The sequence below is a fragment of the Agromyces molybdatiresistens genome (genome assembly GCF_052748445.2).
In genome coordinates this window covers 325,359-347,173 of record NZ_CM188258.1, presented here as the reverse complement: position 1 = coordinate 347,173, position 21,815 = coordinate 325,359, and the positions used below count along the sequence as shown (strand labels likewise).

The window sequence follows — 21,815 nt, the reverse complement described above, 5'->3', positions numbered from 1 at the left end:
CGCCGGGAGAAGACGGTGGGACGGGAACCCTACCTCCCGCCCCACCGCGGCCTCACAGGAGGCCCTCCCCGCCGAGCGACCCGAACTGAGCTCGGCGAGCCACCTCCCGAGCGACCGTGCTGGGACATTCGGTCGCATTCGCCGCGGTGCAGCGATCTGTCGGGTCGGGCCCCGACTCGGGTTTTGAGGAATCGTATCGTTTTGCGGTCGTCGCGGCAGTGCCCCAGAGCGGGGGGCACGGCACCGATGCCGGACCCGCTCCGGTCGGGGCTCAGGCGGAGACGGGCCGCCCCTCGGGCCAGTCGATCGAGTCCTCGTAGCCCGGATGCTTCCGCAGCCACGCGGCGATGAACGGGCACCGCGGCACGATCCGCTCGCCGCGGCGGACGGCGTCCTCCACGACGAACCGCGCGAGCATCGACCCGAGCCCGCGGCCCTCGAAGGCCGGGTCGATCACGGTGTGCGTGAAGATGATCCGCCCGGGGCTCGCGCGGAACTTCGCGAAGCCGGCCTGGCCGCCGCCGAGCAACAGGCGGTAGCGCGTCGCCTCGTCGTCGCGGACGATCTCGACATCGTCGTCGGTCACGGGATCTCCTCTCCGCGCGGGCCGGTCGGCCCGCAGGTTCATCAGGTGGAACGTGCGAGGCCGGGCAGCATTCCCGACGGCGGCGCAGCGCTGAACGCGAACGCCGGGACGGTCGGCGCGCGGACGCGCCGGCCGCCGAGCGCGACGTGTCGGCGCGCGGGCGCCTCGGGCACCCCGATCGGCTCGTCGGAAGCGGCGACGACGTGGACGCTCTCGCCGGCCGCGTCGAGGCGCTCCGGGTGCGTCGTGACGACGAGCGCGATCAGCCAGACGAACACGAGCGCGAACGCGACGACCTCGAACACGGTGAGCGACGCCCAGCCGACCACGTCGTACACCGCCCACGCCGTCACCTCGATGAGGATCGCGGCCGCCGACGTCGCGACGAGCCGCCGCGGCATCCGTCGCACGAGCCACGGCGTGCCGGCGGCGAGGCCGAAGAAGGCGAGGCCCGCGGCGCTCGCGAAGACGTTGTGCAGGGTCTCATCGGCGTCGATCGGCACGAGCCCGACCCCGGCGAGCGCGAACCCGATGATGCCGACGAGGCCGCGGGAGACGGCGACCGCCCCGCGCCGCGCTCGGTACTCGGCCCGGGCCAGCCCCCGCGCGAGGCGCCCGGCCATGGCGGCCATCGCGCCGCCCGAGAGGATCAGCCCGGCGTTGAACCACACGGCCGCCACGTCGTCCGACGTGCCGAGGGTGCTGAAGTTCCGCGCCCACCACTCGCCCGTGTCGGTGAGGCTCATGCTGGCGAGGCATCCGGCGGCGAGCAGCATGGCCACCACGTTGAAGGACCGGTAGACGCCCTGGTGCTGTGCGCGGTGATGGACCACGCCGGTGACGCCGCCGAGCACGCCCGCGAGCCCGACGCATGCCGCGAGATGCCCGCCGGGGAACGCGTCGAACGCGTCGGCCGCGCTGCCCACGGCGAGCGCGGCGATGGTCGCCCACACCGAGGCGTTGGCGAACGCCCCGACGTGCGGGCTCGCCCAGGGCACGGCGCAGCGCGCACGCCCGGCGCGTCGGCGGGCCGGGACGGAGGCCACGGTGAGCGCGGTGAGCAGCAGGACGGCGACCAGCACGGCGACGACGAGGGAGAGGACGTCGACGGCGACCTGGTCCGGCCCGTGGCCCGGGCCGGAGTGCGTGTGCGGTACGAGGTGGATCAGTCGACTGCCGGCGGCGACGGCCACGGCTGCGGCGATGGCGACCATCGCGGAGATCAGGGCAGCGTGACGGGCGACCGGCGCCTGGCCGGTCGCAACGGCTCGCGCACCCCTCATAGCCGAACTCTCGATCGCGGGAATTGACTGGTCCGAGCCTAACCGGCGGATTCCCTCCGATCGAGGGGCGGGTCGATCGGAAGCCGCGGATGCATGGCGGATTCACAGGCGCGGGCGCCGCGCGCGCGGCATCCGCTCATCGGCGCGCCCGCTCAGTCGATCCGGCGCCCGCGCCGGAGCACGGGTTCGACGTCACCCGATCCGTGGTCGAGCTGGTAGTCGAGGTTCACCGCCGCGTCGATGAGGGCGAGGTGGCTGAACGCCTGGGGGAAGTTGCCGAGCTGCTCCCCGGTGAGGCCGATCTCCTCGGCGTAGAGCCCGAGGTGGTTGGCGTAGGTGAGCATCTTCTCGAACACCAGGCGCGCCTCATCCAGCCGACCCGAGCGCGCGAGCGCATCGACGTACCAGAACGAGCACAGCGTGAACGTCCCCTCGCCGCCCGTCAGCCCGTCCGGGCTCGCCGCGGGGTCGTACCGGTACACCAGGCTGTCGGAGACGAGTTCGTCGTCGATCGCGTCGAGCGTCGACATCCAGAGCGGATCCTGCGGAGTGACGAACCCCATGAGCGGCATCCGCAGCAGTGACGCGTCGAGGACGTCGCTGCCCTCGTGCTGGACGAACGCCTGCAGTTCGGGGTCGAACCCGGCCTCCATGATGCGCTCGTAGATGCGGTCCCGTTCGTGCGTCCAGCGCGTGAGCGACGCGGGGCGTCCGTGGGCCTGCGCGAGCCGGATGCCTCGGTCGAGCGCGACCCACGACATGAAGCGGCCGTACGTGAACCGCTGCGGACCGCCACGGGTCTCCCAGATGCCCTCCTCGGGGGTGTCCCAGTGGTCGCAGAGCCAGTCGAGCATCTCGCGGACCTTCATCCAGCCGGCGTGCGGCAGCTCGACGCCGTGCGTGTCGGCGAGGTGGATCGAGTCCATGGCCTCGCCGTAGATGTCGAGCTGCAGCTGGTCGGCGGCGCCGTTGCCGACGCGCACCGGCGTCGATCTCCGGTAGCCGGAGAGGTGGTCGAGGACGGTCTCGCCGAGGTCGGACGAACCGTCGACCCGGTACATGATCTTCAGCGGCCCGGACTCCGTTCCGACGCTCTCGTGGATGCGGTCGAGCAGCCACCCGACGAACGCCTCGGCCTCCCGTCGGTATCCGAGGCTCACCAGGGCGTAGACCGAGAACGACGCGTCGCGGATCCAGGTGTAGCGGTAGTCCCAGTTGCGCTCGCCGCCGACCTCCTCGGGCAGCCCCGTCGTCGGGGCCGCGACCAGCGCGCCCGTCGGCGCATAGGTCATGAGCTTCAGCGTGATGGCCGAACGCGCGACGATCTCCCGCCAGCGACCGGTGTAGGTCGAGCGGTCGTTCCATTCGCGCCAGAAGCGACGCGTCGCGAGGAAGGTCTCGACGAGCTCGTCCTCGGAGACCTGACGGGGATCGACGTCGCCGGACTCGAGCATCACGCCCGTGAGCTCGCCGGCCCGCAGCGTGATGGTCACCTTGACGCCGTCGCCGACGACCTCGACCCGACCAGCACGCACGTCGCCGTGGAGGATCGGGTCGCCGACCCGGTGCAGGGTGAGGGTCAGGTCGTCGGAGACGAACTTCGCACCGACGCCGGCCGGGACGAGCCGGTGCGGCGCCCGACCGTAGTCGAATCGCGGCTGGATCTCGCCCTCGAAGGTCATCTCGCCGCGGACCACCCGGACCATGCGCACGATGACGTGCCGATCCGTCGCCGGTCCCTCCGCGACGGGCATGAAGTCGATCACCTCGCCGACGCCGCCGTCGGTGAGGAACCGGGTGATGAGGATGGCGGTATCGGGCAGGTAGAGCTGCCGGGTGACGTACTCCGTGCCGACGGGGCGCACCCGGAAGAATCCGCCGCGCTCGGCGTCGATGAGCGAGCCGAACACGCTCGGCGCGTCGAACCGCGGGCAGCAGAACCAGTCGATCGTGCCGTCGGTGGAGACGAGCGCCGCCGTCTGCAGGTCGCCGATCAGGCCGTGGTCGCTGATGTCCGGGTACCGCTTCGCCATGCGTCGCCCCTTCCCCCATGTGGATGCTGGCATGCGTGTCGGTGATGGGCAAGGGCGACCGGATGGCGCGGCCGGGTGGATGCCACGGCGCGGATGGGGGAGGCTGGGCGCATGGCACGAATGGGAACCGACGCCGCCGTCGACCTCGCCCGGATCCGCCCTGCCGGGCCACCCGATCACCGCGATGCCGAGTTCGAGCGACGCCTCGCGTCCGCCTTCCCGGTCCTGCATGGGCTGTTCCACCGGCTCTACGGCGAGCGCGACGACGCCCTCGACGCGCTCGCCGGGGTGGTCGGCGATGCGGCGGAGTCCTGGGCGGAACGGCCCGCCGATCTCCGGGCGGCCGACGCGCGCCGCGAGGAGGATTCCGCCTGGTACCTGTCGAACCGCATGCTGGGCGGCGTCTGCTACGTCGACCGCTACGCGGGCGACCTCGCGGGCGTCCGGGCGCGCATCCCCGAGTTCGTCGAGCTCGGCCTCACCTACCTGCACCTCATGCCGCTGTTCGCGGTGCCCGAGGGCAACTCCGACGGCGGGTACGCGGTCTCGAGCTACCGCGCGGTCGCACCGCACCTCGGCACGATCGACGACCTGCGGGCACTGGCCGCCGAGCTGCGTGCGAACGGCATCTCGCTCGTGCTCGACTTCATCTTCAACCACACCGCGTCGAACCACGAGTGGGCGCGGAAGGCCGTCGCGGGCGAACCGGGCCACGAGGACTTCTACCTGATCTTCCCCGACCGCACGATGCCCGACGCGTACGAGAAGACCGTGCGGGAGATCTTCCCCGACGACCATCCGGGCTCGTTCGTGCAACTGCCCGACGGGCGGTGGATCTGGGCGACGTTCCACTCGTTCCAGTGGGACCTGAACTACGCGAACCCGGCGGTGTTCCGGGCGATGGCGGGCGAGATGCTGTTCCTCGCGAACCTCGGCGTCGACGTGCTCCGCATGGACGCGGTCGCCTTCATCTGGAAGCGCCTCGGCACCCCGTGCGAATCGCTGCCCGAGGCCCACCTGCTGCTGCAGGCCTTCAACGCCGTGCTCCGCATCGCCGCGCCGAGCCTGCTCTTCAAGTCCGAGGCGATCGTGCACCCCGACGAGGTCGTCGAGTACCTCTCGCTCGGCGAGTGCCAGCTGTCGTACAACCCGCTGCAGATGGCGCTCACCTGGGAGGCGCTCGCGACCCGCGACCCGCGGATGCTGCAGCAGGCGCTCGAGCGCCGGCACGCCATCCCGGACGGCTGCGCGTGGGTGAACTACGTGCGCGGCCACGACGACATCGGCTGGACCTTCGCCGACGAGGACGCCGCGGAGTTCGGCATCGACGGCTTCGACCACCGCCGGTTCCTCAACGCGTTCTACGTGAACCGGTTCCCCGGCAGCTTCGCGCGCGGGGTGCCGTTCCAGGAGAACCCCCGCACGGGCGACGCCCGCGTGGCAGGCACGACGGCGTCGCTCGCGGGCATCGAGGCGGGCGACCCGCACGGCGTCGACCGGGTCCTGCTCGCGCACGCGATCGCGCTGTCGACGGGCGGCATCCCGCTGATCTACCTCGGCGACGAGGTCGCACAGCTCAACGACTACACGTACGTCGACGACCCCGCGACGGCCGACGACAGCCGCTGGGTGAACCGGCCGCGCTACCCCGCCGAGGCGCACGCGCGGCGCCACGACGCATCCACGCCCGCCGGCGCGGTGTACTCGGGCCTCACTCGCCTGATCCGCGTGCGGCGCGAGGCGCCCGAGCTCGCGGGCGGGCGCCTCGTTCCGTTCGACGCGCGGCACCCCACCGTGCTCGGCTACCAGCGGCCGGGAGCGACGGACGCCGCCGCATCCGTCGACACCACCGTGCTCTGCGTGGCCAACGTGGGCGACGCGCCCGCGACGATCGACGCACTCACCCTCTCGGGCTTCGCGCCGGACGCGCACGAGCTCATCACCGACCGGCGCGTCACGCTCGACCGCGGCATCGTGCTCGAACCGTGCCACGTCGCCTGGCTTCGCGTGCGGCCCGCGGAGGCGCCACCGCGGTTCTGACCATGCGATGGTCCAGCCGGCGGCATCCGGCTCGGAAACGACGAACGGCCCGCCGAAGCGAGCCGTTCATCTTCTGTCTCAACACAGTGCGCGCCCGGAGGGACTCGAACCCCCAACCTTCTGATCCGTAGTCAGATGCTCTATCCATTGAGCTACGGGCGCATTGCGGTGTCGCCCGGAACCTCTCGGCTCGTCAGGCAACCCCGTTACTTTATCCCACGTCGCGCCCGGGCGCCAATCGAGGGCATCGGCCCGGGCGCGTCGCGCGCCGCGGGCGCGTCCTCCTCGGTCTCCTCGGTCTCCTCGTGCTTCGACTCGGCGCTCCCGACCTCCTCGAGGCGCTTCGAGAGCAGGACGATGAGGATGACGCCGAACGTGTCCGCAACCAGGGAGATGTTGTACTCCCAGAACCACCAGATCCAGAACTCGCCCGCCTCGAGCGGCGCTCCGTGCGCCTCCTGCTCGCCCACCCACACGTGGTGCCCGGCGAAGATCGCCGCGACCGTCTGTGCGCTGAGGATCAGCAGCAGCACGATCGAGAGCGCATGACGCTGCCAGAAGGTCCCCTCGCGCGCAGCGCCGTGCAGGCGATACCTGGTCATCCCTTCAGCCCCGTCGAGGCGACCCCCTCGATGATCCGCCGTTGGGCGAGGAAGAACACGATGATGAGCGGGATCGTCGTGATCACGCTCGCGGTGACGATGATCTCCCAGTGCCACTCGCCGCCGAACCCGTAGGCGTCGACGAGCGACTTGAGCCCGCGCGGGATGGTGAACGTGTCGGAGTCGCGCAGGTAGATGAGCGCCTTCATCAGGTCGGTCCAGACCGCCTGCACCTCGAACACGAGCACGACCGCGAGCGCGGGGCCGGTGAGCGGCAGCGCGATGCGCCAGAACACGCCCCACTGGCTCGCGCCGTCGACGCGGGCGGCATCGAACAGGTCGCGAGGGAGCCCGAGGAAGAACTGGCGCAGCAGGAAGATGTAGAAGGCGCTGCCGAAGAGGTTGCCCGCCCAGAGCGGGGTGAGCGTGCCGACCTGCCCGAGCGAGTTCCAGATGAGGAACACGGGGATCATGGTGACCGCACCGGGCAGCATCATCGTCGCGAGCACCAGGCCGAACAGCACGCCGCGGCCGCGGAACCGGAAGTACGCGAATCCCCACGCGACCATCGCGCTCGAGAGCGTCACCGTCACGGCGGCGAGCACCGTGACGATGGCCGTGTTGAGCAGCCACAGGGCGAGGGGCGCCTCCTGCCAGACCTGGACGTAGTTGTCCAGCGTGAAGGTCTGCGGGATCAGGCGGTTGTCGAAGACCTCGCCGCGCGGCTTGAAGGACGCGCTCACGAGCCAGACGAACGGGTAGACGAAGACGATGCCGATGAGGCTCAGCGCGACCCAGGCGAGGACGGTGCCGGCCCGCCGCCGGCGTCGGCCGCCGGCCCGGCCGCGATCGAGGCCCCGACGGTCGGCCTCCTCCCCGACGGGAGCGGCTTCGGCCGCTGCGACGCGGATGTCGGTGGTCATCGGTCCCCCTCGTAGTAGACGAGTCGGCGCGAGACGATGAGCTGCACCGCCGTGACGGCCATGATGATGACGAACAGCAGCCAGGCCATCGCCGAGGCGTAGCCCATGTTCAGGAACTGGAACGCCTGCTGGAACAGGTAGATCACGTAGAACAGCGCCGCGTCGTTGCTGTAGGTCGTGTTCCCCGCACCGAAGAACGCGGTGTACGCCTCGTCGAACGTCTGCAGCGCCGCGATGGTGTTCACCACGATGATGAAGAACAGCGCCGGGCTGATCATCGGGATCGTCACGCTCCTCGCCTGGCGCCAGAACCCCGCGCCATCGAGCTGCGCGGACTCGTAGAGCTCGCGCGGCACGTTCCGCAGCGCGGCGAGGAGGATGAGCACCGAGGCGCCGACCGTCCAGAGCGACATGAACACAAGGCCCGGCTTGACCCACGCCGGATCGGTGGTCCAGCTCGGCCCGTCGATGCCGAACCAGCCGAGCACGGTGTTCACGAGGCCGTTCTGCCCGTTGAAGAGCAGCAGGAAGAGGACGCCCACCGCGACCGGCGGCGTCATCTTGGGCAGGAAGAACACCGTTCGGAAGAAGCCCGACGCCCGGCCCGCGCGGTCGAGCAGCAGGGCGAGCACCAACGAGACGAGCACGTAGAGGGGTACCTGCAGCAGGGTGAAGAACGCGGTGTTGCCGAGCGCGAGCAGCAGGTCCTCGTCCTGCGCGAGTCGGGCGTAGTTCTCAAAACCGATGAATTCGGCATCGTTGATCACGTCGTAGTCCGTGAGCGACAGGTAGGCGCTGTAGATCATGGGCCACGCCGTGAACACGACGAATCCCACGATCCACGGGCTGAGGAACAGCAGCGCGGAGCGCACGTTCCGTCGCGAGGCCCGGCGCCGGGAACGGCGACGCTGCTCCGGCGTCGGCTCCGCGCGCTGCGCCGGAGCAGCCTCGGTCGGCGCCGGGCCGCCCACCGGCCGACCCTCGGGGCCGGCGTCCGCCGGGCGTGTCGCGGTGGACATCAGTCGGAGCCCTCGAGCTCCGCCCACGCCTCGTCGAGCGCGGCCTGCGCGGTCTGCTGCGCCTCGGCGAGCGCGTCGGCCGGCTCGGCGCTGCCGTCGAGCACCGCGTTCACGGCCTCCTGCATCGCGTCGTCGAACTCGGCGTCGGCCGGGTTCGCCGGGAGCGAGACGGTGTTCTCGTTCGCCTCGTACATCGCCGCGACGCCGGAGTCCCACGGCTCGCCGCCGTCGGTGGTCATGCCCTGGATCTCCTCGTCGGCGACCGCGTTGCCGGTGAGGATGCCCGTGAACGGCGCTCCCTCCTCGTTGCGGAGGTCGAGCCGGGCCTCGGCGGCCGCACGCCACGCGTCGACCGAGGTCATCGCCCGCGCCCAGCGGCACGCGGCCTCGGGATGGTCGCTGCCGGCAGGGATCGCCCACGCCGATCCGCTCGCGAACGCGATGGGCTCGCCCTCCGTGGTCCGGACCGTGTCGAACGCCATCGGCGCGTCCGGGGAGACGTCGCTCAGCACGTTGAGGTACCACTGCTCCATCGGCATGGCGCCGAGCGTGCCGGTGGCGAACTGGTTGCCCGCGCCGAAGAAGTCGGCGGAGTCGCGCGCCGCCTTGATGGCGGGGAAGCCGCCCTGCTCCTCGTAGATCCCGGCCGCCCACTCGAGCGCGGCGACGCTCTCCTCGGAGTCGAGCTGCGCGGTCCTCGCGTCCTCGCTGAGGACCGAGCCGCCCGCGGCGGCCACCCACAGCGGCAGGAACTCCGGCAGCTTGGAGTCGACGCCGATCACGCTGACGTTCCCCCCGTCCTGCTGCACCATGGCCGTGGCGGCCTCGGTCATCGCGTCGCGATCGGAGCCGTTCACGTCGTCGATGGTCACGCCCGCGGCATCCATCAGCTCCTGGTTCGCCATGGTGAGCTGCACGGTGTTGAACTCCGGGATGCCGTAGACCGAGCCGTCGAGGGTGACCTGGTCGATCGCGGACTCGACGAAGTCGCCGGTCGCGATGCCCTCGCCGTCGATGCAGTCCTCCAACGGGACCAGCGCACCCCGCGCGGCGAGCGAGCCGATCTGATCGCGATCGATGTACAGGATCGACGGAGGCTCGCCGGTCGCGACCGAGGAGAGGAACTGCTGGATGTCGAGATCGCCCTCGATGAGGTCGATCTCCACTGCGCCGAGTTCGGCCTCGGCGAACTCCATGCGCGACGTCGCGACCTCGTCGACGCCGGAGAAGCCCATGACCGTGAGCGTGCCGTCGAGCTCGGCTCCCGAGTCGAACTCGGCGTCGGTGTCGGCGGCGTCGCCGCCCGTCCCGACCGCGCATCCGCCCAGCGCGAGCGCCAGCAGCGCCGCGCCCGCGACGGCCCCCGTCATCCTGCCGTGACCCATGGAACGCCTCCTCTGGCAATCGAGCCGTGCGGGGTCCGGCACTGCGGTCGTCGGGATCTCCCGAGCCGCAGTACGCACGCTAGGCCGCGCCCGCGACGACCAGGAGGGGCTTGACAAGACGACGGATCGCCGTCCCCCGGGCGGGGGGCAAGCGACTCGACGCTCGACGCTCGCGACGCCGCGCGCGAGACGACTAGAGTTCGGGCATGGGCAAGCTGGTCTACAACTCGTCGAACCGCGAGATCGAGATCGAGGACCGTACGCTCGCGCACCTCAGGGTGGCGATCATCAACAAGCTCCGACGGTCCGAGAGCTTCGCCATGACCTGGGAGCACGGCATCGAGCACGGCAGCGGCCGGACGACGCTGTGGCTGCACGAGTCGATCCCGCTGCAGTTCGTGTTCAGCGGCAACCGTCCGCCGAAGCTCAACCGGCTGTGGATCGAGCAGATGCTGCTCTCCGCCAACAGCACGACCGGCCTGCAGAACGTGCCGGAGCCCGACGAGAACGAGCCCTTCGAGTTCGACTGATCGAACCGGTCGCCCGGACGGGCTCGGTTCAGTCGACGGACTCGATCTGCGTCGTGACGTAGTCCACGTCGGAACGGTCCAGCCGCTCGGGCGCGGCCCGGCCGGTGAGCTCCACGATCTCGGCGCGCACGCCGTCACCGAGCGGCGCGTCCGGATCGGCGAGGATCGCGTGCTTGCCCTCGATCGACAACCGCGGCCACCAGTCCTCGATCCGGCCCTCGCGCTCGCTCATCCGATGCCCCCTCCGTCGTGTCGCCCGATCCCCGCGACATCGTGTCGCCCGGTCCCCGCAGACGTAACCCCGACCCGCGCGACCCTTCCGTAGTAACAGCCGCCCACGCATGCGGCAACCCCCTCGATCGGCGGCGACCGACATGCCTACGGTGGCCGCCGACGTGCGGTTCTGCGCGTCGACCGAAGGAGGGAGATCACCATGAGCACGACCGTGACCGCCGACATCGAGGTGGACGTCCCGATCCGCGTGGCCTACGACCAGTGGACGCAGTTCGAGTCGTTCCCGCACTTCATGAGCGGCGTCGACTCCGTCCGTCAGCTCGACGACTCGACGACCCACTGGGTCGTCTCGATCGGTGGCGCGACCCGCGAGTTCGACGCGGACATCTCCGACCAGGTGCCGGACGACCACGTCGCATGGCACAGCACGACTGCCGAGGTCCATCACCGGGGCCGCGTGCAGTTCCGCCCGGTGACCGCCGACCGGACCCGCGTCGACGTCACCCTCGAGTGGGAGCCGGAGGGCTTCGTCGAGGAGGCGGGCGCAGCGCTCGGGTTCGACGACCGCCAGGTCGAGCACGACCTGAAGAAGTTCAAGGAGTTCATCGAGTCGCGCGAGCTGCCGACCGGCGCCTGGCGCGGGGAGGTTCACCAGGGAGCCGCACGCAGCGGCGCCGACCCGCTCGGGACGGACGGCGTGGTCGGCCAGGACCCGGACCTCCGCCCCTAGTCGGCTTCGGAGGCGGGCCCGCGGTCGGCGGCGCCCGCCTCCGCGCCGATCTGCTCGGGCCCGATCTGCTCGGGCACGAGCTGGATCCCGCCAGTGGAGTTCGCGCTGCGCATGAGTTCCTCGAGGTAGGCGCGATTGAGTTCGGGCGGCTCGGGATCGTCGAAGGAGAAGCGCAGCGGGATGTTCGGGTGCAGCCACAGCGTGGTCCGCCCGAGCGGCTGGTCCTCGGGATGCTGCCACGAGACGGTGAACGATTCGCCACGACGCAGCTTGGTCACGATCGCGATCTGCAGGTGCGCGAGCGCCCGATCCTCGATGCCGATGGCGGTGGCCGTGTTCCCGTAGTACAGCGTGCCCATGCCACGAGCGTATCGGGGTCGCGCGGCCGATCGGCGGGCCGTCGGTCCCACCACCACCGGTGGGAGGACGTCAACCCCCTCCGCGCCGGCCGCGCCCGAGCGTACCGTGGCCGCACGGACATTCGAAGGAGGAGGTCCCGGTGCACGACCGTCTGATCGACCCGACCACCAAGCACACCGCAGAACCCTTCCCGCGCCAGGAGCAGCCACCGCCCGGCATCACGCCGCGGATGTCGCCGCAACCCGATCACGGCGAGCACACCTACCGCGGCTCGGGCCGCCTCGCCGGTCGTCGCGCGCTCATCACGGGCGGGGACTCCGGCATCGGCCGGGCCGTCGCGATCGCCTTCGCGCGGGAGGGCGCCGACGTCGCGATCGCCTACCTGCCGAGCGAGCAGGAGGATGCCGACGAGACGGCGTACTGGGTGCGCGACGCCGAGCGGCGCGCCGAGCTCCTGCCCGGGGACCTCGTCGACGAGCAGCACTGCGCGGAGCTCGTCGAGCGGACCTGCGACGCCTTCGGCGGCATCGACCTGCTCGTGCTGAACGCCGCACACCAGCGCGATCGCGGCGGCATCGACGAGGTGCCCACCGACGACTTCGACGCGGTCATGCGCGTCAACCTCTACGCGAGCGTGTTCCTCGCCCGCGCCGCGGTGCCGCGGATGGAGGCCGGCTCGTCGATCATCACGACCTCGTCGATCCAGGGGTTCGACCCGTCGTCCCGCCTCGTCGACTACGCGATGACGAAGGCGGCGCTGGTCGCCTTCACCAAGGCCCTCGCGGAGGAGCTCGGACCCCGCGGCATCCGGGTCAACTCGGTCGCCCCCGGACCGATCTGGACACCGCTCATCCCGTCGACGGGATGGCCGGACAAGCTCCCGAAGTTCGGGCAGGACACGCCGCTGGGACGTGCCGGGCAACCGGCCGAGCTCGCGGGCGCCTACGTCTACCTCGCATCGGACGACGCGTCGTACACGTCGGGCGCGATCCTGCCCGTCACCGGGGGCAAGCCGCTCTGACGGGCGGCTCGGACACGGAAGGAGCAGAGGACATGCCCGGGAAGCGACGGGGACAGAACTCGCTGAAGGACCCCGACCTCTACGAGGAACTCCGCGACGACGGTGCGTCGAAGGAGAAGGCGGCGCGCATCTCGAACGCGGCCGCGGCGCGCGGCCGGAGCTCGGTCGGCAGGAAGGGCGGCGAGTCCGGCAGCTACGACGACTGGACCGTGCCGGAGCTGAAGAAGCGCGCCAGGGAACTCGGCCTGTCGGGCTACAGCGACATGCGCAAGGGCGAGCTCATCAGCGCCCTGCGCAACCACTGAGAGGCGACGGATGCCGCGACTGCGACGCGTCGAACCGTACGCGTCGCCGGGGCTCACGCGCCATCGCAGCGGACGGGGATTCACGTACCGCCGCGCCGACGGCTCGCACGTCGACCGCGCCGAGCGGAACCGCATCGCCGACCTCGCGATCCCGCCCGCGTGGACGGACGTGTGGATCGCCGAGGCGCCCGACGCGCACATCCTCGCCGTGGGCGTCGACGCGGCCGGACGCCGGCAGTACCTGTACCACCCGGTGTGGCGGGAACGCCAGGACGCCGAGAAGTTCGAGCGGATGACGGCGCTCGCCGGGGTGCTTCCCGGTGCACGGCGCGGGGTCCGGCGCGACCTCGCACTCGACCTGCTGCTGCGCGAGCGCGTGCTCGCCGCCGCCTTCCGCACGCTCGACCTCGGCGGCATCCGCATCGGGTCGGAGGAGTCGCTCGCCCAGGCCAGGAGCCGCGGCCTCACGACGCTGCTCGTCCGCAACGCCCGGCTCGAGGGCTCGGACGCGGTCCGGCTGCGGTTCCGGGCCAAGGGCGGGATCGCGCAGGACCTGGTGCTCGAGGACGCCGCGCTCGCGGCGTTCGTCGAGGGAATGTCGGGCCGATCGCCGTCCGCCCGGCTCTACGCGTTCGCGGAGGGGCGGCGCATGCGCCCGCTCGGGCCGGCCGACGTGAACGAGGACATCCGCGCGCGGACCGGCGGGGACTTCACGGCGAAGGACTTCCGCACGCTCCGGGGTTCGATCGCGGCCGCCGACCGTCTCGCCGAGCTCGGCACCGCAGGCACGGCGAGGGCCCGCGCCGCGGCCGAGCGGGAGGCGATCGTCCGAGCGAGCGAAGTGCTCGGGAACACGCCGGCCATCGCGAAGGCCAGCTACGTCGACCCCCGGATCATCGAGGCCTACGAGCACGGACGGCTCGTCGACCTGCGCGGCGGCCGGGAGCGCGCGCTGCTGCAGCTGCTCGTCGACGACGCCGGATGATCCGTGCGCGGACCGTGCGTCAGCTGGGGATCCCCCGCACGTACGTCCGACGGCACATATGCGGACGTACGCTTGCCTTATCCGCGGGTGCACGCCCGCACCACACCGGCTGGGAAGTCGACGACGACGGGCCGGACCATCAGTTCACTCACCTCAGCACCGCAGGTCGGTGCCATCCGTTCGACCAAGGCGCGCGGCGATCGGCCGCCCGTGACCCAGAGCTACACCGCGTTGTCGCAGGTGATCAAGGAGAGCGGGCTCCTCCGCCGCACGCCGGTCTTCTACGCGCTCCTCGTCGGCGGACTCGCGCTCGCCCTCGGCGGCGCGATCACGGGATTCATCCTGCTCGGCGACTCGTGGTACCAACTGCTCATCGCCGCGGCGCTCGGCATCATCTTCACCCAGTTCGCGTTCTTCGCCCATGAGGCGTCGCACCGCGCCGTCCTCACGTCGGGCCGGGCCAACGACCGGGTCGGACGTGTCGTCGCGGCCGGCGTCGTCGGGATCAGCTACCAGTGGTGGATGACGAAGCACACGCGCCACCACGCGAACCCCAACAAGGTCGGCAAGGACCCTGACATCGACTTCGACACGATCTCGTTCGTCGAGGAGGATGCCGCGCGGCAGCGCGGCCTGCTCCGCTGGATCGCGCGCCGCCAGGGCTGGCTGTTCTTCCCGCTGCTGACCCTCGAGGGCCTGAACCTGCACGTCACCTCGATCCGCTCGCTGTTCGAACGCCGCCCGGTCCCCGGCCGCGTGCTCGAGCTGTCGCTCATCGCGCTGCGCCTCGGCGCCTACCTCGCGGTCGTCTTCTGGTTCCTGCCGCTCGGCATGGCGTTCGCGTTCCTGGGCGTGCAGCTCGCGGTCTTCGGCGTGTACATGGGCGCCTCCTTCGCGCCGAACCACAAGGGCATGCCGATCGTCCCCGCCGACGCGAAGCTGGACTTCCTCAGCAAGCAGGTGCTGACGAGCCGCAACATCACCGGCCGTTGGACGGGTGCGCTGATGGGCGGCCTCAACCACCAGGTCGAACACCACCTCTTTCCGAGCATGCCGCGCCCGCACCTCTGGCGCGCGAGGGAGATCGTCCGGGAGCACTGCCGATCGCTCGGCGTCCCGTACACCGAGACCACGCTCGTCGACTCCTACGGGATCGTGATCAGGTACCTCAACCGCGTCGGCCTCGCCGCGCGCGACCCGTTCGACTGCCCGGCCGCGGGCGAACTCCGGCGCCGCTGAGCCGCTCCTCGGGCGCTCCGGATCGGGCCGCCATCGCCGACCGATGGGGCCGTTCGCGTGATCGACCGGTCAGGCCGCCTCGACGGGTGCCGCTGCCGGGTGCCGCTCGGCGGCCGGGTGCTCGAGGTCGAGCACGATGCCGCCGCCGGAGTTCGCCCCCCGCATGAGCTGCTCGATCCACTCGCGGTCGAGCTCGCCCGCCTCGGACGTCTCGAACACGAAGCGGAGCGGGATCGCGGGATGCAGCCACAGCGAACCGCGGCCACGGACGGAACCATCGGTGTGGCGCCACGACATGGTGAAGCTCTCGTTCCGGCGGAGCTTCGTCGTGATGGCGATCTTCAGGTGCGCGAGCGCGCGGTCGTCGATCTCGATCGGCGTTCCGGCGTCGCCGTAGTAGAGAGTGCCCACGAGGGAAGATTACCCCCGATCGGGTGACACGGGTACGGCGAGTTCCCCGGAATCACGGGCCTCGGCCGTCCGTGTCCCCCGACCGCGCCTCGCCCTCCCACCGGACGTCCTCGGGCGACTTGTCCGGCCGGAGACCCCGCCATCGCGGATGCCGCGCGACCCCGGTCCGCGTCCATTCGCCGAACTCGATCTCGCCGACGAGTTCGGGCCGGACCCACACCGCGTCCACGGCATCGGCCGCCGGCACGTCGACGAACGGCTCCGTGTCCCCCACGAGGCCGTCGAGCATTCCCTGCAACCTCTCGGATTCGCGCTCGCGCAGACCGGAGCCGACCCGCCCTGCGTAGCGGAGCCCCTCGTCGGTCGGGATGCCGACGAGCAGCGAGCGGATCCGCCCCGAGCGGGTTCCGCTGCCCACGCGATACCCCCCGATGACGACCTCCTGCGTCCGGGAGAGCTTGACCTTCACCCAGTCGTCGCTGCGGACGCCGGGCCGGTAGCGGGACCCGCGCCGCTTCGCGACGATTCCCTCGAGGCCGATCCGTCGCGCCTCCTCGAGCGCGGCGCCCGCGTCGAGCGCCACGATCGGCGGCACCTCGACGGGCGCGTCGGTCGTCGGGCGCAGCAGGCGCTCGAGGCGCTCCCGCCGGCGCGTGTACGGTTCGTCGAGCGTCGGCACGCCCGCGACCTCGAGCACGTCGAAGAGCCGCAGGCGAACGGGCACGGATGCCGCGGCCGCGGCGATCTCGCGCGGCCTGCCGACGTTCATCCGACGTTGGAGCAGCCCGAAGTCGGGCCGCCCCTCCTCGTCGAGGGCGACGATCTCGCCGTCGACCACGGCATCCGCGCGGAGCGCGGAGCCGAGCCCTGCGAGCTCGGGATACGTCGCCGTCTGGTCGATCCCGTTCCGGCTCACGAGCCGGGCGACGCCGTCCTCGACGCGGGCGACCACGCGGATGCCGTCCCACTTCCATTCGATCGCCCAGTCGTCGCCGCCGACCAGGCCGGCGGTGCCGGGGACGGCGAGCATCGGCGTGGGCACGGGATCGCGGGACGCGCCCGGACGGGCGGCCGGCGCCGGCGGTTCGGCCGTGGCGTCACGGGATCGGGACGACGAGGCCGCACGCGGGCGGGACGAACGCGGCGCCGCGGCGACCGGCGCGACATCCGCCCCTCGCCCCTCGCCGGACCCGGCGCGCTGCTCCTTCATCCGGTGCAGGAGCCACTGGCTCTTCTCCCCGTCGCCCTGCGTGCGGATGAGCGCGAGTCGCACCCGCCCGAGCGGCCCGCCGACGCGCCCGTGCAGCGTGAAGATGACCTCGTCGTCGCGCCATTTCTCGGTCTCGTAGGTTCCCGTGTCCCAGACGCTCATGGAGCCGGCCCCGTACTGGCCCTCGGGGATCGTCCCCTCGAAGACGAGGTACTGCATCGGGTGGTCCTCGGTCTGCACGGCGAGGTGGTTCGTCCCCGTGTCGCCCGGGACGCCCTTCGGCACCGCCCAGCTCTTCAGGACCCCGTCGCGTTCGAGCCGCAGGTCGAAGTGCAGTCGCCGGGCGTGATGCTCCTGGATCACGAACCTCGGGTCGCCGTCGTTCGCGACACCCCACGCCGAGTCGGGCATCGGCTCGGGCGTCGACCCGGCGCTCCGCATCGAGAGGTAGGTGCTGAGCGGGCCGTCGGCGTTCGCGCCCGTCACCTCGAGCATCGGATCGCCGCGCTCGGCGACGAGCGCGACCACCTCGTCGGCCTCGAGGTGGCGGAGCTCGGGGTCGTCGAGCTCCCCCCACGTGCGCGGCGCGGCGACGGTCGGGCGGAACCGCCCGCGCAGCGAGTAGGGCGCGATCGTGGTCTTCTTGCCGTTGTTCTGGCTCCAGTCGATGAGCACCTTGCCGCCCCGGAGCGTCTTCCGCATGCTCGACACGATGAGGTCGGGATGGTCGGCCTCGAGCGCCCGCGCGAGTTCGTGCGCGACGGCCGACACCTGATCCGAGGTCTGCGCGCCGTCGAGGGCGGCGTACAGGTGGATGCCCTTGCTGCCGCTCGTCACCGGGACCGGCTCGAGCCCCATCGGGCCGAGGATGCCGCGCACCATCCGCGCGACCTCGGCGCACTCGGCGAGGCCGACGCCCTCGCCCGGGTCGAGGTCGAACACCATGCGGTCGGGGTTCGCGGGCGAGCCGGAGGCGTCGAACCGCCACTGCGGCACGTGCAGCTCGATCGCCCCCATCTGCGCGAGCCACACGAGGCTCGCCCTGCTGTCGGCGACCGGATACGACTTGTCGCCGTCGGAGTGGTGCTGGACACCGCGCCGCACCCAGTCGGGCGCGTGCTCGAGGTTCTTCGCGAAGAACGCCTGCTCCGGATGGCTCGGCGTGCCGACCCCGTTCACCCACCGCTTCCGCGTGATCGGCCGCCCGGCCACGTGCGGCAGCATCACCGGCGCGATGTCGGCGTAGTAGGCGATCATCTCGCCCTTGGTCATGCCGGTCTCCGGATACATGACCTTGTCGAGGCTCGTCAGCCGGAGCCGACGTCCGTCGACGTCGACCATCTGCGCCGGGCCCTGCGCCATGCACCCATCCTGCCCCGTCCGAAGCGTCCGATGCCGTGCGACCGGCAGGGGGTTGCGGATCGCGGCGCGGGGCGCCCGCCGCGGCATCCGCTGCGCCTGTCAACCCCGGGGGCCGATCGGGCGGATCCGACGGCACCGCCCTAGCGTGGATGGCGCCAGTCGTTCCAGGATGGAGGAGACCGACATGACCGCACCGGCCACGCTCCTCATCCTCGGCGCCGACGGCGACCTCACCGAGCGACTGCTCCTGCCCGGGCTCGGAACGCTGCTCGCGTCGGATGACCTCGAGCTCGAGGTGATCGGCGCCGGCCTCGGCGACCTGGACGCCCCGTCGTGGCGCGCGAAGGTCGCGGCGGCGGTCGCCGACGTGCCCGAGCCGCGCCGCTCGCGCCTGCTCGAGGGCACCCGCTACCTCCGGGCGGATGCCACCGAGCCCGATGGGCTCGCGCGGCTGCTCGACGCGTGCCGCTTCGTGCCCGTGCTCTACTTCGCGCTGCCGCCGGCGGTGACCGTGCGGGTCTGCGCCGTGCTCGAGCACCTCGAGACGCCCGCCGGGCTGCGGCTCGCGCTCGAGAAGCCCTTCGGCGGCGACCTCGAGGGGGCTCGGGCGCTGAACGGACTGCTCACGCGCATCGTGCCCGAGCGCCAGGTCTACCGGATCGACCACTTCCTCGGCCGCGCGACGGTGCTGAACCTCCTCGGCGTGCGCTCCGCGAACCGCCTCATGGAACCCGTCTGGGACCGGCACTCGATCGAGCGCTTCGACCTCCTCTACGATGAGACGCTCGGGCTCGAGGGTCGCGCCGGCTACTACGACCATGCGGGCGCCCTCATCGACATGGTCCAGAGCCACCTGCTCGCGGTTCTCGCGCTCGTCGCGATGGAGCCGATCTCGCGGGTGGACGAGGTCGACCTGCGCGACGCGATGGCCGCCGTGCTGCGGGAGACGTCGGTGCGCGGCGAGGACGCGGTCGCGTCCAGCCGCCGCGCCCGGTACGCGGCGGGCACCGTCGACGGTCGCACGCTGCCCGCCTACGTGGACGAACCCGGAGTCGACCCGGACCGCAGCACCGAGACGCTCGCGGAGATCGTGGTCGAGATCGGCACCGAGCGCTGGCGAGGCGTGCCGTTCCGGCTCCGCTCCGGGAAGGCGCTCGGCCGAGCCCGCAAGGTCGTCCGCGCAGTGTTCCGGCCGGTTCCGACGATCGAGGGCCTCGAGGGGCGTCCCCGATCCGACTGGCTCGAGCTCGACCTGAGCTCCGGGCAGGTCGAGCTCGGCCTGACCATGAACGGCGGCGGCGATCCGTTCGCACTGGAGCAGACCACGCTCGTCGCCCAGCAGGTCCCCGGGGCGCTGCTCCCCTACGGCGAGGTGCTGAAGGGCATCCTGACCGACGACCCGACCCTCTCCGTGCGCGGCGACATCGCCGAGGAGTCGTGGCGCATCGTCGAACCCGTGCTCGCCGCATGGCGCGACGATCGGGTCGCGCTCGAGGAGTACCCGGCGGGCTCGGACGGTCCGCCGAACCGCTGATCCGGCCCCGGAGCCGCGGACGCGGCATCCAGTCGTCGCCGGCCCGGGCGCCGGGCGGGGGTACCGCCGACCGCCGCTGGGGTGTGTACTGGGGGGATGCGAGCCGTGTGGAAGGGGGCGGTCACGTTCGGCCTGGTCAACGTGCCCGTCAAGCTGTACAGCGCCACCGAGGACCACGACGTGTCCCTGCACCAGGTGCACGACGCGGACGGCGGGCGGATCAGGTACCAGCGCGTCTGCGAGATCGACGGCGAGATCGTGCCCTACCAGCACATCGACAAGGCGTACGACGACGGCGATCGCACCGTCATCATCACCGACGAGGACCTCAAGTCGTTGCCGGCCGAGCGCAGCCGCGAGATCGAGGTCGTCGAGTTCGTGCCGACCGACCAGATCGACCCGATCATGTTCGACCGCAGCTACTACCTCGAGCCCGACTCGGCGTCCAACAAGGCGTACGTGCTGCTGCGCGAGGCGCTCGAGTCGACCGACCGCACCGCGGTCGTGCGGATGGCGCTGCGCCAGAAGACGCGCCTGGCCGCGCTCCGCGTGTTCGGCGACGTCCTCATGGTGCAGACGCTCCTCTGGAGCGACGAGGTGCGGAAGGCGAACTTCCCCGCACTCGACGAGCCGGCGAAGATCACGTCGAAGGAGCTCGACCTCTCCAAGCAGCTCATCGAGAGCCTCTCGAACGACTTCGAGCCCGAGCAGTTCGTCGACGAGTACCAGCAGGAGCTCCGCACGCTCATCCAGGCCAAGCTCGAGCAGGGCGACGCCCTCGACACGGCGGCCACGTTCGGCGAGCAGCCCGAGGAGGAGGGCGGCGAGGTCATCGACCTGATGGAGGCCCTGCGGCAGTCGATCGCCGCGAAGCGCGGCGGCGGGGCGGATGCCGCGTCGAAGGCGTCGTCGACGAAGTCGTCCTCCTCGGCGTCCGGGAAGTCATCCTCGACGTCGTCCTCGACGGCGAAGAAGTCCGCTGCGAAGGCCTCATCCGCGAAGTCCGGCTCGACGGACGAGAAGCCGGCCGCCAAGCGGCGCACGACGAAGAAGGCCGGCTGACCGCCGCGTCAACCCCGTGCCGGCCCGCGGGTCGCGACGTAGCGTGGCGCCATGAGCGACAACGACGACATCCTCTCGCGGTTCGCGGCCGGTGAGGGCGAGAGCGGCCCGCCCGCGCCCGAACGGCCCCACGACCTGCCCCGACCCGAGGACGACGTCCCGGGCGCGAACACCGACACCGACGACACCCGCACGTCGCCCGGCAGCGAGACCGAGACGATCGAGAAGCAGCAGGACCCGATGCCCGACCGGGTCGCGGCGGACGTCGACGAGTCGCAGGTCCGGGCGGTGCCCGGGACGGGCGGCCCCGACGACGCGGGCGACGTCGACGTCGATCCCGACGAACTGAACCTCCCCGGCCGTTCCTGAGTCGACGGAGCGGCCGGGCGGTCGCTCGGCGATCAGTCGGTCGACGGTGACGGCGGCGGCGCCACCACGCCGAGCGCCCATGCGTAGTGGCCGCCGAGGCATTCGTGCGCGGGCTCGGCGAGGGTCGCGCCGCGGAGCCAGCCACGACCGTCGGCGAAGATCTGGGCGTCGGTCATGGCGTCGAGGCGCGCGAGCGTGGAGCGGTGGCTCGCGCGGAGGCGCTCGCGGGCGGTATCGGGGTCGCCGTCGCCCCGATAGCGGTCGCGGAGGTCGCGGTTCAGGCGGTCGAGGTCGCGCCAGGTGTAGCCGTCGGCGGGATACGCGGGCTCCTTCCCCGCGTCATCCGCGGCGAGCCAGTCGAGCAGCAGCACGTGCCAGGCGTGCAGGTGATTGACGACGTCGACCGCGTCGCGATCGCGCGGCTCGGGGGCCGCGGCATCCGTCATCGGCTCGGTGCGTGCCGGGAGCGCCGCCCCGCCGAGCGAATCGAGCGCTCGCTCGAGTTCGGCGAAGCGGTCGACCGCCTGGCGGACGAGGTTGGCGCGGTGCTGCGGGATCGTCACGCGCCCAGCCTACGAGCCGTCGGCGTCCG

General features: G+C 71.6%; 22 protein-coding genes and 1 tRNA gene. 10 read left to right on the top strand and 13 right to left on the bottom strand.

From position 1 onward, the window contains the following. Positions 1-271 precede the first annotated feature (271 nt). The 3 genes from ACULK2_RS01640 to ACULK2_RS01630 form a co-directional block, all read right to left on the bottom strand. The gene (locus tag ACULK2_RS01640; RefSeq protein WP_445969830.1) at positions 272-586 is read right to left on the bottom strand and encodes a GNAT family N-acetyltransferase; all 315 of its coding nucleotides are present in this window, start codon (positions 584-586) and stop codon (positions 272-274) included. 41 nt (positions 587-627) lie between these two features. Continuing rightward, entirely contained in the window at positions 628-1,869 is a 1,242-nt protein-coding gene (locus ACULK2_RS01635; protein WP_445969829.1) for a DUF998 domain-containing protein, read from the bottom strand. A 152-nt stretch (positions 1,870-2,021) separates the two neighbouring features. Further along, positions 2,022-3,902 (bottom strand): glycoside hydrolase family 15 protein, encoded by a 1,881-nt coding sequence (locus ACULK2_RS01630; RefSeq protein WP_445969828.1) that lies wholly within the window; start codon positions 3,900-3,902, stop codon positions 2,022-2,024. 111 nt (positions 3,903-4,013) lie between these two features. Between ACULK2_RS01630 and ACULK2_RS01625 the strand changes: the two genes are divergently transcribed. Then, the gene (locus ACULK2_RS01625; protein WP_445969827.1) at positions 4,014-5,942 is read left to right on the top strand and encodes an alpha-amylase family protein; all 1,929 of its coding nucleotides are present in this window, start codon (positions 4,014-4,016) and stop codon (positions 5,940-5,942) included. A gap of 89 nt (positions 5,943-6,031) precedes the next feature. Here the strand turns inward: ACULK2_RS01625 and ACULK2_RS01620 are convergent. From ACULK2_RS01620 to ACULK2_RS01600, 5 genes are all read right to left on the bottom strand, one after another. Beyond that, positions 6,032-6,104 (bottom strand) — tRNA-Arg (locus ACULK2_RS01620). 44 nt (positions 6,105-6,148) lie between these two features. Further along, positions 6,149-6,544 (bottom strand): DUF6766 family protein, encoded by a 396-nt coding sequence (locus tag ACULK2_RS01615; RefSeq protein ID WP_445969826.1) that lies wholly within the window; start codon positions 6,542-6,544, stop codon positions 6,149-6,151. Further along, positions 6,541-7,467: a carbohydrate ABC transporter permease gene (locus tag ACULK2_RS01610; RefSeq protein WP_445969825.1), complete on the bottom strand. Its 927-nt coding sequence runs from the start codon at positions 7,465-7,467 to the stop codon at positions 6,541-6,543. The genes ACULK2_RS01615 and ACULK2_RS01610 overlap by 4 nt, the downstream gene beginning before the upstream one ends. Next, on the bottom strand, positions 7,464-8,486 hold the full coding sequence (locus ACULK2_RS01605; protein WP_445969824.1) for a carbohydrate ABC transporter permease: 1,023 nt from the start codon (positions 8,484-8,486) through the stop codon (positions 7,464-7,466). Before ACULK2_RS01605 ends, ACULK2_RS01610 begins: the two co-directional genes overlap by 4 nt. Next, a complete protein-coding gene (locus ACULK2_RS01600; protein ID WP_445969823.1) occupies positions 8,486-9,871 on the bottom strand; it encodes an ABC transporter substrate-binding protein in 1,386 nt (461 codons plus the stop codon). Before ACULK2_RS01600 ends, ACULK2_RS01605 begins: the two co-directional genes overlap by 1 nt. A gap of 206 nt (positions 9,872-10,077) precedes the next feature. On the opposite strand from ACULK2_RS01600, the gene ACULK2_RS01595 reads away from it, so the two are divergent. Then, positions 10,078-10,401, top strand: coding sequence for a DUF7882 family protein (locus tag ACULK2_RS01595; protein WP_445969822.1), 324 nt, complete (start codon positions 10,078-10,080; stop codon positions 10,399-10,401). A gap of 28 nt (positions 10,402-10,429) precedes the next feature. Here the strand turns inward: ACULK2_RS01595 and ACULK2_RS01590 are convergent, their stop codons facing one another. Further along, complete coding sequence (locus tag ACULK2_RS01590; protein ID WP_445969821.1) at positions 10,430-10,633, bottom strand: hypothetical protein; 204 nt, start codon at positions 10,631-10,633, stop codon at positions 10,430-10,432. Between the two features lie 201 nt (positions 10,634-10,834). Here ACULK2_RS01590 and ACULK2_RS01585 point away from each other — a divergent pair, with 201 nt between their 5' ends. Further along, a complete protein-coding gene (locus ACULK2_RS01585) occupies positions 10,835-11,365 on the top strand; it encodes an SRPBCC family protein (protein ID WP_445969820.1) in 531 nt (176 codons plus the stop codon). Here the strand turns inward: ACULK2_RS01585 and ACULK2_RS01580 are convergent. Continuing rightward, entirely contained in the window at positions 11,362-11,724 is a 363-nt protein-coding gene (locus ACULK2_RS01580; RefSeq protein ID WP_445969819.1) for a DUF7882 family protein, read from the bottom strand. The genes ACULK2_RS01585 and ACULK2_RS01580 overlap by 4 nt on opposite strands. A 140-nt stretch (positions 11,725-11,864) precedes the next feature. On the opposite strand from ACULK2_RS01580, the gene ACULK2_RS01575 reads away from it, so the two are divergent. The 4 genes from ACULK2_RS01575 to ACULK2_RS01560 all read left to right on the top strand — a co-directional run bounded on the left by ACULK2_RS01575 (position 11,865) and on the right by ACULK2_RS01560 (position 15,275). After that, positions 11,865-12,746 carry an SDR family oxidoreductase gene (locus ACULK2_RS01575; protein ID WP_445969818.1) on the top strand — a complete coding sequence of 294 codons (882 nt, stop codon included), beginning with the start codon at positions 11,865-11,867 and terminating at the stop codon, positions 12,744-12,746. A 32-nt stretch (positions 12,747-12,778) separates the two neighbouring features. After that, entirely contained in the window at positions 12,779-13,051 is a 273-nt protein-coding gene (locus ACULK2_RS01570; protein WP_445969817.1) for a DUF7218 family protein, read from the top strand. 10 nt (positions 13,052-13,061) lie between these two features. Next, positions 13,062-14,036: a DNA topoisomerase IB gene (locus ACULK2_RS01565; RefSeq protein WP_445969816.1), complete on the top strand. Its 975-nt coding sequence runs from the start codon at positions 13,062-13,064 to the stop codon at positions 14,034-14,036. A 210-nt stretch (positions 14,037-14,246) separates the two neighbouring features. Then, entirely contained in the window at positions 14,247-15,275 is a 1,029-nt protein-coding gene (locus ACULK2_RS01560) for a fatty acid desaturase (protein WP_501044947.1), read from the top strand. 69 nt (positions 15,276-15,344) lie between these two features. Here ACULK2_RS01560 and ACULK2_RS01555 read toward each other — a convergent pair whose 3' ends face one another. Further along, positions 15,345-15,686 (bottom strand): DUF7882 family protein, encoded by a 342-nt coding sequence (locus ACULK2_RS01555; RefSeq protein WP_445969815.1) that lies wholly within the window; start codon positions 15,684-15,686, stop codon positions 15,345-15,347. A gap of 52 nt (positions 15,687-15,738) precedes the next feature. Next, positions 15,739-18,258, bottom strand: coding sequence for an ATP-dependent DNA ligase (locus ACULK2_RS01550; protein WP_445969814.1), 2,520 nt, complete (start codon positions 18,256-18,258; stop codon positions 15,739-15,741). A gap of 184 nt (positions 18,259-18,442) precedes the next feature. On the opposite strand from ACULK2_RS01550, the gene ACULK2_RS01545 reads away from it, so the two are divergent. The 3 genes from ACULK2_RS01545 to ACULK2_RS01535 all read left to right on the top strand — a co-directional run bounded on the left by ACULK2_RS01545 (position 18,443) and on the right by ACULK2_RS01535 (position 21,223). After that, positions 18,443-19,792: a glucose-6-phosphate dehydrogenase gene (locus ACULK2_RS01545; protein WP_445969813.1), complete on the top strand. Its 1,350-nt coding sequence runs from the start codon at positions 18,443-18,445 to the stop codon at positions 19,790-19,792. A 96-nt stretch (positions 19,793-19,888) separates the two neighbouring features. Beyond that, positions 19,889-20,854: a non-homologous end joining protein Ku gene (ku, locus tag ACULK2_RS01540; protein ID WP_445969812.1), complete on the top strand. Its 966-nt coding sequence runs from the start codon at positions 19,889-19,891 to the stop codon at positions 20,852-20,854. A 51-nt stretch (positions 20,855-20,905) separates the two neighbouring features. Then, positions 20,906-21,223, top strand: coding sequence for a hypothetical protein (locus tag ACULK2_RS01535; RefSeq protein ID WP_445969811.1), 318 nt, complete (start codon positions 20,906-20,908; stop codon positions 21,221-21,223). Positions 21,224-21,255: 32 nt separating this feature from the next. Here ACULK2_RS01535 and ACULK2_RS01530 read toward each other — a convergent pair whose 3' ends face one another. Further along, complete coding sequence (locus ACULK2_RS01530) at positions 21,256-21,786, bottom strand: ClbS/DfsB family four-helix bundle protein (protein ID WP_445969810.1); 531 nt, start codon at positions 21,784-21,786, stop codon at positions 21,256-21,258. Positions 21,787-21,815: the final 29 nt, after the last annotated feature.